Below are 11,686 nucleotides of genomic sequence, written 5' to 3'. Positions count from 1 at the left end.
TTTGCAAGTCCCATTCCCTTGATGGCCGTATGCGTGTCTCGTCTTCGCCGTGCACTGCGGTACGGTTCTACAGTTGTCTCACCTTCAGCGAGCGGCCCTTGATCTTGCCATCGTTCAGGCGCTTGAGGGCCTGCCTGGCGACAGTTCGTTCCACTGCGACAAAGGCCTGGAAATCGAAGATGGCGATCTTGCCCACCTGGCTGCCCGGGATGCCGGCGTCGCCGGTCAGGGCGCCGAGGATGTCGCCGGGGCGCAGCTTGTCCTTGCGCCCCGCGGCGATGCACAGGGTCACCATGGGTGGCTGCAACGGTTCCCCGGACTGCGACTTGAGCGCATCCAATGGCTGCCAATTGAGTGGCGCTTGCTGCAGATTTTCGATGGCCTGTGCACGATGGGCTTCGGCCGGCGCCACGAGGCTGACCGCCAGGCCCTGCTTGCCGGCCCGTCCGGTACGGCCGATGCGATGCACGTGGATCTCCGGATCGCGCGCCAGCTCGACGTTGATAACCAGATCCAGCGCCTCGACATCCAGGCCGCGCGCGGCAACATCGGTTGCCACCAGCACCGACAGGCTGCGGTTGGCGAACATCGCCAGCACCTGGTCGCGGTCGCGCTGTTCCAGATCGCCGTTGAGCGCTGCCGCGGAAATGCCTTTGCTGGTCAGCTGCTCGACCAGCTCCTGGCATTGCTGTTTGGTAAAGCAGAACGCTACGCAGCTCTGCGGTCGAAAGGCGCTCAGCACGCGCACCACGGCAGTCATGCGCTGCTGCGGATCGATTTCATAGAAGCGCTGTTCGATCTGGGTGTCGTCATGCAGCGCCTCGACCCGTACCTGCTGCGGGTCGCGCATGAAGGTAGCCGACAGTTGCTTGATGCCGGCCGGGTAGGTGGCCGAGAACAGCAGCGTCTGCCGCCTGGCCGGCGTCTGTCCGATGATTTCGGCGATGGCGTCGTAGAAGCCCATGTCCAGCATGCGGTCGGCTTCGTCGAGGACCAGCGTGTTCAGGCCGTCGAGCTTGAGTGTGCCTTTCTTCAGGTGCTCCTGCACGCGTCCCGGCGTGCCGACGATCACGTGGGCGCCATGCTCGAGCGAAGCGATCTGCGGGCCGATGGAGACCCCGCCGCAGAGGGTGAGGATCTTGATGTTGTCCGCCGCCCGCGCCAGCCGGCGCAGTTCCTTGGCCACCTGGTCGGCCAGCTCGCGGGTCGGGCACAGGACCAGCGCCTGACAGCCGAAGTAGCGCGGGTTGATCGGGTCGAGCAGGGCGATGCCGAAGGCGGCGGTCTTGCCGCTGCCGGTCTTGGCCTGTGCGATCAGGTCCTGGCGCTTGAGCATGATGGGCAGACTCTGCGCCTGGATCGGGGTCATCGCCGTGTAACCGAGCGCTTCGAGATTGGCCAGCATGGCCGCGGAGAGGGGCAGCGAGGAAAAGGCGGTACTGGTCACGGAAAGAATCTTCGGCAAGGAATCGACCGGCAGTCTAACAGGCGCTACTGAAACGCGCGGCGCGCATGGGCGCTTCGGTAGACGGAACCCTGGAGGTGACACCTGATCGAAAACTACCCAATCGCTCTAAGCAGGAGGTTGTTTTGTCTCGTGTGCTTTTCCTCGCTGGGTTGCTGGCACTGCCCGCTTTTGCAGCCGAGCCCACGCTCTATGGACGTTACGAACGAATCAAGATCGAAGAGATCGGCAAGATCCTTCCGGCCAAGATGGACACTGGCGCAATGACGGCCTCGCTGTCGGCCCGTGATATCGAGCAGTTCCAGCGCGACGGCGAGGACTGGGTGCGGTTCCGCCTGGCCGTGGATGGCGCCGATGACACGCTCTATGAGCAGCGCATGCTGGGCATCAGTCGGATCAAGACCCGTGCCGAGGAAGCCGGTGACATCGATCCGGGAAGCGAGCCGCCGCGCGCCGAGCGTCCCATCGTCGGCATGCAGCTGTGCATTGGCGACCAGCTGCGCGAGGTCGAGGTCAACCTCACCGACCGCAGCCATTTCAGCTACCCGCTGCTCATCGGCGCGGAAACCATTCGCGACCTGAACGCCGCGATCTACCCGACCGAACGTTACACGGCGGGCCAGCCGACCTGCTGAGCGCCGCCGTGCGTCAGCCTTAGGCCTGCGCCTCGCCTCGCAGTGCTACGGCGGGCCCAGGCCGTACCGGGCCGGGGTCCGTCCCTCCATTCACGGCTGGTCTGCCGTTCACTGGCCGGCGGTGCGCATGACTAGCTAGCAGTCGTGCCATGGTGCGCTGCGGATTGTCTCGGCCCGACTCGAACAAGTGCAATGAATTGGCAATACATTAGTGCTAATTAATGGCGTGATCTGGCGTGGAATTAATTAATTTATTTAAGTGGAATCGCTATAAGTTAATTAATTCGTTGTGTCTTTTTGTATTGCATTGCCCGTGTATTGTTCTGCTCTGCCGTTGTCTTTCACATATATATAACGGTTGGTAGTTTGGTGACCGGTTAGTCGCGTTTAAACCGGCCGTTGCCGGCCGCCAATCTCATCCGTACGGCTGCTGGCGGACCGCTGGCAAGGAGATGGGCGGCGGTCTGGATCGAAGGTTGGCGGCCGTCTGATGGCAAAGTGCTGGTGGCGAACGCGGCGTCTTCGCAGGCTCTGGCGCAGTGCCCGGTCGCCGCTCGGGGTTGATTGTCAGACTAAAGTCGGGGCTTTCATTCTATAAGGCACCTTTGTTAGATTCAGCATGTGGTTTTCTCTCACTCGCAATAACAATAAGGCGGAGAACGTCAATGGCCGACAACGATAAAGAAAATGCTGCTGCGTACTGGAAGGCGAATGTTCGCCTCATAACATGGAGCCTCGTGGTCTGGGCTCTGGTCTCTTATGGCTTTGCCATTCTCTTGCGTCCCCTGCTTTCCGGGATCCCCGTCGGGGGTACGGATCTAGGCTTCTGGTTTGCTCAACAGGGTTCCATCATCACGTTCATTGCGATCATCTTCCACTACGCGTGGCGGCTGAACAAACTGGACAAGGAATTTGGGGTTGAGGAATAAGCCATGAGCCAATATTGGATCAACATGCTGTTCGTGGGCGCCTCGTTCCTGCTCTATATCGGGATCGCGGTCTGGGCTCGCGCCGGGTCAACTAAAGAGTTCTATGTCGCTGGTGGTGGTGTTCACCCGGTAACCAACGGTATGGCAACGGCGGCAGACTGGATGTCTGCGGCTTCCTTCATTTCCATGGCCGGTCTGATCGCTTCCGGCGGTTATGCCACTTCCGTGTACCTGATGGGCTGGACCGGTGGTTACGTGCTGCTGGCGATGCTGCTGGCGCCGTACCTGCGCAAGTTCGGCAAGTTCACCGTGCCGGACTTCATCGGTGACCGTTTCTACAGCCGTGGCGCTCGCCTGGTAGCTGTCGTCTGCCTCATCCTCATCTCCGTTACCTACGTAATCGGCCAGATGGCTGGTGCTGGTGTGGCGTTCTCCCGCTTCCTGGAAGTGAGCAACTCCGCCGGTATCTGGATCGCTGCTGCCATCGTGTTCGCCTACGCGGTATTCGGCGGCATGAAGGGCATCACCTATACCCAGGTGGCGCAGTACGTGGTTCTGATCATTGCCTACACCATCCCGGCCGTGTTCATCGCCATGCAGCTGACTGGCAACCCGATCCCGATGCTCGGGATGTTCGGCACTCATACCGAGTCCGGTATGCCGCTGCTCGACAAGCTGAACCAGGTCGTTACTGACCTCGGCTTCGCTGCCTACACCGCTGACGTCGACAACAAGCTGAACATGTTCCTGTTCACCCTGTCGCTGATGATCGGTACCGCTGGTCTGCCGCACGTCATCATCCGCTTCTTCACCGTACCGAAGGTGGCTGATGCCCGCTGGTCCGCTGGCTGGACCCTGGTCTTCATCGCCCTGCTGTATCTCACCGCTCCGGCCGTTGCCTCCATGGCACGCCTGAACCTGGTCAACACCATCTATCCGGAAGGCCCGCAGGCCGAAGCGATCCGTTATGAAGATCGTCCGCAGTGGGTGCAGACCTGGGAACAGACTGGTCTGATCAAGTGGGAAGACAAGAACGCCGACGGTCGTGTGCAGATGTACAACGACGCCAACGCCGCCTTCACTCCGACCGCTACCGAGCGTGGCTGGAACGGCAACGAGCTGACCGTGAACAATGACATCATCGTTCTGGCCAACCCGGAAATCGCCAACCTGCCGAGCTGGGTCATCGGTCTGATCGCTGCGGGTGCTATCGCTGCTGCGCTCTCGACCGCTGCGGGTCTGCTGCTGGCGATCTCGTCTGCCATCAGTCATGACCTGATCAAGACACTCATCAATCCGAAGATCAGCGAGAAGAACGAAATGCTGGCCGCTCGTCTGTCCATGACGGCAGCGATTCTGCTGGCCACCTGGCTGGGTCTGAATCCACCGGGCTTCGCCGCGCAGGTGGTGGCGCTGGCATTCGGTCTGGCGGCAGCGAGCCTGTTCCCGGCGCTGATGATGGGTATCTTCTCCAAGCGCGTGAACAGCAAGGGTGCGGTCGCCGGTATGCTGGTTGGTGTGGTAAGTACCGCCGTGTACATCTTCCTGTACCTCGGCTGGTTCTTCATCCCTGGCACCGCAAGCATCCCGAACACCCCTGATCAGTGGTGGATGGGCATCTCCCCGCAGGCCTTCGGTGCCGTGGGCGCGATTCTGAACTTCGCTGTTGCCTACGCCGTTTCGATGGCTACCGAGGCCCCGCCGCAGGAGATTCAGGATCTGGTCGAGAGCGTTCGTACCCCGAAGGGTGCTGGCGTTGCACTTGATCACTAACTGATAATGCAGCCGGACGTCAGACCTGCTCTGACACAAGGTTGAGGTAGAAGTCGGGCTTCCAGTTGGAAGCCCGATTTTTTTAGGGGGAGTCGTATATGTTCTGGCATCTAATCGCGGCAATCGTCGCAGGTGTGGCGGGAGCCGGTATTGGCCTGCTGCTGCGCTCACTGACGCGTAAGCGACTGCCGAAATGGATCATTCCCGTCTGCGCCGGTCTGGGAATGCTGAGTTACACCATCCATTACGAGTACACCTGGTTCGAAACCACGCAAGCGCGCCTGCCGGAAGGATCGCTGGTGGTCAGGAGCGAAGAGGGCGAAATGCTCTGGCGCCCATGGACGATGATCTATCCGATGCCGTTGGCCTATACCGTGCTGGACGGTGCGAATGCCCAGGTACAGGACACCACTCAAGGCCGCCTCGGCCGCTTCGTGCTGTACCGTTTTGAGAAGCAACACCTGACGTCGGTCGTGAAGAGCGCCAGCTATCAGCTGATCTGCAGCGAGAGGGCCATGTTCAGGCTCAACGATGCCGGAGAGGCCAAGGTCGAAACGCTGACCGAGCTGGAAAGCGATTCACCGCTGTACCAGGCCATCTGTGAACGTGACCGTTGACGGGATATACCAGCAGAGCCAGGCACCACGCACCGGCCACCGGTGTTCGGTGCCTGCCACGGCGTGGCGCGAATCGGAGCGGGCCGAAGTCCGCGTGACCGAGGCCACCTGCCGCCACGTCGCGGCGCGGTCGTGGCATCAGATCGAGTTGAACGCCGCCTTGCGTGCGCGCTGCCAGCATCTGAGCCGCTGAGCCAGTTCGTCGAAACGCTGGAGTCCGGTGCGCTGCGCGCGATTCAGCAGGATCAGGGCGATCTCAGCTGTAGCCATGGCGTCGGCTGCGGCATTGTGGCGTTGCGGAATGTGGATGTTGAAGTAACCGAGCCAGTGGTCCAACCCGCCGCGATGAATCATCGCTTCCGGAAACAGCATGGGCGCCAGATCGGCTACATCGAGAAAGCTGTGTTCCAGGTTATAGCCAAGCTCCTGTTTCAGCGCGCGGGCCAGCATGCGCTGATCGAACGGGGAGTGAAAGGCCAGGATGACGCTGTCGCCGGCGAACTCCATGAAGCTCAGCAGAGCCTCTGCCGGCGGCAGGCCGCTGGCCAGTTCGCTGGGCGCGATGCCATGGATCAGTACGCTTTCGTTTACCTTGACCTGGCGGCAGAGCGTGCATTCGAACTGCTGGGAATAGGCGATGGCGCCGTTCTCGATTACCACTGCGCCGATGGCGATCACCAGGTCGCGCTTGAGATGCAAGCCGGTGGTTTCCAGATCCAGGACAACCAGCCGTTGCTCGCGCAGAGGCACGGCTTTGGGAGGAGACGGCCGCTGCAGCTCGGCAACGCGCTGTTGCTGCTCCAGGGATAGTTTCGGCCCGCGTGGGTTGAACCAGAACATACTCATAGCTGATAGCGCACCGCGAGACTGGCCTGTAGACGCTGGGCCTGACGGAAGGACTCACGCAGGATCCGGCGGTCGAGCACGTTGAGCGTATCCGGGTCCAGGCGGTTGGAATAGGGCAGTCCGTCGCGTGCCTGCTGCTGGTGGTGCTGCATGCGGGTCTGCTGAATGAAATGATAGGCCTCTTCGTAGGCCGCACCGTCCTTCTTTTCGATCACGCCCTTTTCGACCAGTTTGCGCAGTCGTTCGAGCGTGTTGCAGTTGCCGATGCCATTGCTCAGCGCCAGTAGTCGTGCACCATCGACGAACGGCGTCAGGCCCTGCACCTTGAGGTCCAGCGTGTCCTTGCCGTCGCCTTTGCGGGCCACCACGAAGTCACGGAAGCGGCCCACCGGCGGACGATGGCGCAGGGCGTTTTCGGCCATCATGCGCTGGAACAGGCTGTTGTCGCCGATCTCCTCGAGCAGGTCCTGGCGCAGTTGCTCGCAGCCCTCGGAAGGGCCCCAGATGCTGCGCAGATCGAAATAGATGGTGCTACCGAGCAGGTTTTCCGGCGTCGCCTCACGAACGAACGAGCTGAAGCGCCGACTCCATTCCTGTCGCGACAGGCACAGCTGCGGGTTGCTGGCCATGATGTTGCCTTTGCACAGGGTAAAGCCGCAGGTATCCAGGTCGCGGTTGATCCGCTCGGCCAGCGGCAGCAGCCGGCCGCGGATATGCGCAGCCTCGGCGGCATCGGCGGCCTCGAAAAGCATGCCGTTGTCCTGGTCGGTGTGCAGCGTCTGCTCCTGTCGACCCTCGCTGCCGAAGCACAGCCAGGTGAACGGAACGCCCGGATCGCCCATGTGCTTGATCGCCAGCTCGATGACGCGGCAGACGGTGTGATCATTGAGCAGGGTGACGATGCGGGTGATCTGCGTCGATGACGCGCCATGGGCGAGCATGTTGTCGACCAGCTGGCGAATGCGGCTGCGGATGACCACCAGTGCATCGACATGATCGGCATGCCGAATCGTCTGTGCCAGGTGCACCAGGTCGACCCGCTGCAGGGAGAACAGGTCGCGCTCGGAGATCACGCCGCGCAGCAGCCCGTTATCGACGACGCAGACATGGGCGATATGCCGCTCGGTCATGGCGATCGCCGCGTCGAAGGCGGTGGCGTCGGGCGGCAGATAGAATGGATCGTGCGTCATGAACTGCGAGATCGGCTGGCTCAGATCGGTGGTGCCGGTGCCGATGGCGCGACGCAGGTCGCGCAGAGTGAAGATGCCCTGGGGGTGCAGCGCTTCATCGACGATGACGATGCTGCCGACGTTCTCCTCCTGCATCATCGCCACCGCTTCGTTGAGCGGCCGGCTCGGCAGGCAGGACACCGGGTGATGCAGGGCCAGCTCGCCGATGCTGGTTTCCAGCGAGAAGTTCTCACCGAGGCTTTCCACCGCACGCATCTGCGCCTGTTGGTTGACCAGGTCGAGCAGGCTGCTGACGCCGCGTATGGCGAAATCGCGAAACACGTCGGAGCTGGAGACCAGCTTGACGAAGGCAGGCTTGTTCAGCAGGAAACAGAAGGTGTCCTCGGCCGCCAGGTGCGCGGTACGGGTGGCTCGCTCGCCCATCAGCGCGGCCATCGGGAAGCATTCGCCGACGATGACCTCGAAGGTGGTGTCGGTGCCGCGCTTGGCGGTATGCGGGCGCTGACCGTGAACGCGGCCCTGCTTGACGATATAGAAGTGCTGTACCACACCGTCCTCGGGCGAAATGATGCAGTCGCCCTCGGCGTAGAAGCGCAGCTCGCAGTTCTCCACCAGGTAAGCCAGATGGGCCGGCTCCATCTGGTTGAACGGGGCGTACTTGCGCAGAAACTCCATGGTTCCATGGATGTTCTGCAGTACAGCCGTCTTCCCTGCCTGGGAGAAGGCGTCGGGTGTGCTCATGTTTGGCTTCCACTTTTTATTAATGGTGGGCTGCGGGTCGGCCAGACCCAATTGGACGTAAGTCTAGTCAGCGCGGACGCTAGGAAAGCTGATCGGGATCAGCCTCATGTTTCGAGCTGTTGCGTTGAATTTCAGGCATAAGAAAGCCGGCCACTGGGGCCGGCTCCTTTGCTTCGTCATCGAGCTCAGGGCAGGGTGAACAGCACCTTGACCGAGCCGTTTACTGCCGAGGCGTCGACGTAGCCGATGGCGTCGGCTTCGGCGGCTACCTTGGCCATCACCGCCGCGTCGTCGGCGACGCTGGGCAGGGGCTGGCCCTTGCCGGTGAAGATCAGACCCGACCAGTAGGACTTGAGCTGCGACTCGTTCTTGCTGGTCACGCCGGCGTAGAAGGCTTCCTTGGCCGGGTTCCAGCCCCCCTGGTCGACGCCCTTCATGGACTTGTCCTTGCCCAGGAAGATGTTGGCTACTTCCGACTGCGACGGTGCCTTGGCCGCGCCGGGATTGACGATCACGGCCACTTCGGCCTGCGCCAGGGAAGCCAGGCCGAGCAGCATGGCAGCGCCGAGGGTGCGAATGGATGCTTTCATCTGGACGCTCCTCAGAATACGAAATCGACGCCGACGGAGACGATGTCGCCGTCGTAGTTGCGGGCCGGGGCGATCCCGACGGCGTTCTCGAATACTTCCTGTGCGTTGCGGGTGAACACGCCGTCGTAGCCGTTCTTGGTATCGACGCGCTTGTACTCGCCCTTGACCACCACGGTCGGTGCAGCCTGGTAGTTCAGGCCCAGGGTCCAGGAGCTCTGGCGACCGCCGTTGTCATCCAGCTGCGCGTAGGTAAGGTGAGGCAGGAAATCGCCGAAACGACGGCCGCCCATCAGGTAGAACGAGTCGATGGATTCCATATCATCGTTCTCGATCATGCGCGAGGTCCACTCGTTGCTGCTGACCCAGGTACCGTTGTCGTACTGGTAGCCGATCGAGGTGAACTTGCCTTTTTCCTTGTCCAGATCCAGCAGGCTGAGGGTTCGCATCATGCCGCCGCCAACATCCACCGTGCCGCTGATGTCGGTCTTGATATCCGCCTCGACATAGCCGATGCGCAGCGTGCCGAAGTCGTTGCTGGCCAGGCTGACGCTGGCGCCGAACAGCTTGCCGTAGTCGATATCGAACTGCTCGTCGTAGGCGTAGTAGTCACGGTTCTTCGCCTGGCCGCCGGCGAGCTGGAAGGTCACCGAACCGTACGACAGCGGCATGGTGTAGACCGCATCGACGCCTTCGTAGTTAGTCACCTGAACCTGGCTGTAGACCTCGTCGGGCAGGCGCAGCCAGGGGTAGCTGTAGCCCACGTCGAGGCTTTCGGAATACATGTAGACCGGGCTGCGCAGGCGGCCGGCGCGGAGCATCAACTGGTCGTTGGCCTGCAGCGACAGGTAGGCCCATTCCAGGTTGGCTTTCCACTCGTCCTGTTGCGCCTTGGCTGTGGCCTGCACGGTCACGCCCAGCGTGTCGGTGATGCCGTAGCTCAGCTGGGCACCGAACTTGGACAGCTGATCGCCGCGCCAGGAATCGTTGGTCTGACCCTGGACGCCATAGCTGCGACCGTCATCTTCGCCGCCGAGATGGGTGAAACCGACGGTACCGAAACCGTTGAAGCGATGTTCACCCTGTTCCAGGGCAAAGGCAGGGGTGGCGGCCAGGCAGATAGCTGCCAGACCGGCGACACGAAGTGCAGTCATTGGATGCTCCAAAAAATCGTTAAACACGGAATTGGCTCGTAGCCGCGCGCAGGTGGTCTCCGGTACTCACCAGTTGTTCGCCAAGGCGGGCGGTGGCTTCGGCGCCGTTTGCGGTTGCTTGTGCGTCCTGCTGCAACACTTGGGTTTCTTGTCTGATGGAACTCGACAGGCCGATCTGTTCCTGTGTGAACTGGGCGATGCCGGCGTTGAGTTCGTCGATCTGGTTGACCGTGCCGGCGATGGCTTCCAGCAGCTGTGTGGCTTCGATGGAACGCTCGATGCTGGCGCGGGATTTCTCGCCGTTGCTGGTCATCACGTTGAGCACGGTGTTGGCGCTGTTCTGCAGGCGCTGGATGATCTGTTGGATCTCGGCGGTGGAGGCAGCAGTCTTCTGCGCCAGATTGCGCACTTCGTCGGCGACCACGGCGAAGCCGCGGCCCTGCTCGCCGGCGCGGGCGGCCTCGATGGCGGCGTTCAAGGCCAACAGGTTGGTCTGTTCGGCGATGCTGCGGATCACGGTCAGTACCGAGCCGACTTCCTGGGTTTCTTCCTCCAGCTGTTCCATGGCCTTGACCGCGCCCATCACGCTGTCGCCCAGGTCGTTGATGCCGGTCGACAGACTGCCGACGTGCTCGCGTGCCGTCGCCGCCTGGCGCGCTGCGGAATTGGCCTCGTCGGATGCCTGCTGCGAGCGCTGCGCGACTTCCTGAATGCTGCCGGTCATGGTCAGGATGTCGCGGCTGATCGAATCGGTGTGGTGCTGTTGCGACTTGGCGTTTTCCTCCGAGCCCTGGGTGAGCTGGTAGAGGTCCTTGGAGACCTGGCCGAGCGGGGCGGCGGCCTCGATGATCTGGCGGATGGTGCGCTGCAGCTTGTCGAGAAAGCTGTTGAACAGCTCGATCATGGCGCCGATCTCGTCGTTGGACTCGACGTTGACGCGCTGGGTCAGATCGCCGTCGCCGCGGGCGATCGATTGCAGCGAGGCGATCACCCCGCGGATGTTGACCATCACGCTGCGAATCACCAGCCAGGCTCCGAGGCTGACCAGTACCACCAGCACCAGGCTGAGAATGATGCCCAGGCGGGTGGTCGCCGCGTTGGCTTCGCGGGTTTGCACCAGGGTCTGCTGAAAATCGGCGTAGGCCTGAGCACGGAAGTCGCTGGCGAGCTTCTGCGCCTGCGCCAGGTCACTGGCCATGCGATCCAGACTGGGGCGCAGGTCGTCGAACGAGGCGCTGCCGTCGATCAGCTTGGAAGAGGCGGCGAGGGCATTGTCGGCGTAGTCGCGCACGGCCTTGCGCCAGTCGCTCAGGGCCTGATGCTGCTGGCGCTGCTCGCTCAGCAGCGACGCCAAGGCTTGCTGCTGGCTGTCGATCTGCTGCAGCACGTCGCGCGCTTCGTCGAGAATGCCCGGCTCGCCCGCCGCCACTGCATTGTTCAGCAACGCCGGCACGCGGGAGAACTGGAAGATCACCGCGTCGGCCTTTTCCAGCGTCGGGTAGCTGCGGGTCTCCAGCAGGACCAGGCGCGAGTCGGTCGCCGAAAGCTGCAGCGAGGTGTAGACCACATACAGCACGAGGCCGAGCAGGGCGACGGCCGGGACCAGGGAAAGCTTGGCGGTCAGCGAGAGGTTCTTCAGCATGCAGCGAACTCCAGTGCAGGGGCTTACGGGTACCAGGAAGAGCACGTTGATGGCCAAATGCTACTTTGGCGGCGCAAGTGTGACCGAAAACGATATTCGGGTCACGT

General features: G+C 62.0%; 10 protein-coding genes. 4 read left to right on the top strand and 6 right to left on the bottom strand.

Going from position 1 to position 11,686, the window contains the following annotated elements:
* Positions 1-67: 67 nt before the first annotated feature.
* Entirely contained in the window at positions 68-1,447 is a 1,380-nt protein-coding gene (gene dbpA / locus OUY36_RS20175; RefSeq protein ID WP_110778868.1) for an ATP-dependent RNA helicase DbpA, read from the bottom strand.
* 143 nt (positions 1,448-1,590) lie between these two features.
* On the opposite strand from dbpA, the gene rloA2 reads away from it, so the two are divergent.
* From rloA2 to OUY36_RS20155, 4 genes are all read left to right on the top strand, one after another.
* Positions 1,591-2,100: a retropepsin-like aspartic peptidase RloA2 gene (gene rloA2 / locus OUY36_RS20170; RefSeq protein ID WP_063540740.1), complete on the top strand. Its 510-nt coding sequence runs from the start codon at positions 1,591-1,593 to the stop codon at positions 2,098-2,100.
* 665 nt (positions 2,101-2,765) lie between these two features.
* Positions 2,766-3,029, top strand: a complete 264-nt coding sequence (locus tag OUY36_RS20165) for a DUF4212 domain-containing protein (protein ID WP_063540741.1) — start codon at positions 2,766-2,768, stop codon at positions 3,027-3,029.
* A gap of 3 nt (positions 3,030-3,032) precedes the next feature.
* A complete protein-coding gene (locus OUY36_RS20160) occupies positions 3,033-4,802 on the top strand; it encodes a sodium:solute symporter family protein (protein ID WP_063540742.1) in 1,770 nt (589 codons plus the stop codon).
* 98 nt (positions 4,803-4,900) lie between these two features.
* Positions 4,901-5,419 carry a hypothetical protein gene (locus OUY36_RS20155; RefSeq protein WP_102838855.1) on the top strand — a complete coding sequence of 173 codons (519 nt, stop codon included), beginning with the start codon at positions 4,901-4,903 and terminating at the stop codon, positions 5,417-5,419.
* A gap of 138 nt (positions 5,420-5,557) precedes the next feature.
* Here OUY36_RS20155 and OUY36_RS20150 read toward each other — a convergent pair whose 3' ends face one another.
* The 5 genes from OUY36_RS20150 to OUY36_RS20130 all read right to left on the bottom strand — a co-directional run bounded on the left by OUY36_RS20150 (position 5,558) and on the right by OUY36_RS20130 (position 11,579).
* On the bottom strand, positions 5,558-6,265 hold the full coding sequence (locus OUY36_RS20150; RefSeq protein ID WP_110778869.1) for a 3'-5' exonuclease: 708 nt from the start codon (positions 6,263-6,265) through the stop codon (positions 5,558-5,560).
* Entirely contained in the window at positions 6,262-8,196 is a 1,935-nt protein-coding gene (locus OUY36_RS20145) for a putative nucleotidyltransferase substrate binding domain-containing protein (protein WP_063540745.1), read from the bottom strand. Before OUY36_RS20145 ends, OUY36_RS20150 begins: the two co-directional genes overlap by 4 nt.
* 185 nt (positions 8,197-8,381) lie before the next feature.
* The gene (locus OUY36_RS20140) at positions 8,382-8,786 is read right to left on the bottom strand and encodes a phosphate ABC transporter substrate-binding protein (RefSeq protein WP_200630353.1); all 405 of its coding nucleotides are present in this window, start codon (positions 8,784-8,786) and stop codon (positions 8,382-8,384) included.
* An 11-nt stretch (positions 8,787-8,797) separates the two neighbouring features.
* Positions 8,798-9,937 (bottom strand): porin, encoded by a 1,140-nt coding sequence (locus tag OUY36_RS20135; RefSeq protein ID WP_267935762.1) that lies wholly within the window; start codon positions 9,935-9,937, stop codon positions 8,798-8,800.
* Positions 9,938-9,956: 19 nt separating this feature from the next.
* Positions 9,957-11,579, bottom strand: a complete 1,623-nt coding sequence (locus tag OUY36_RS20130; RefSeq protein WP_267935760.1) for a methyl-accepting chemotaxis protein — start codon at positions 11,577-11,579, stop codon at positions 9,957-9,959.
* Between the last annotated feature and the right edge of the window lie 107 nt (positions 11,580-11,686).

The organism is Stutzerimonas sp. R40042, from assembly GCF_026642215.1.
Classification (GTDB): domain Bacteria; phylum Pseudomonadota; class Gammaproteobacteria; order Pseudomonadales; family Pseudomonadaceae; genus Stutzerimonas; species Stutzerimonas frequens.
The sequence above is the reverse complement of the archived record's forward strand: the minus strand, read 5'-3'. Positions and strand labels throughout refer to the sequence as shown.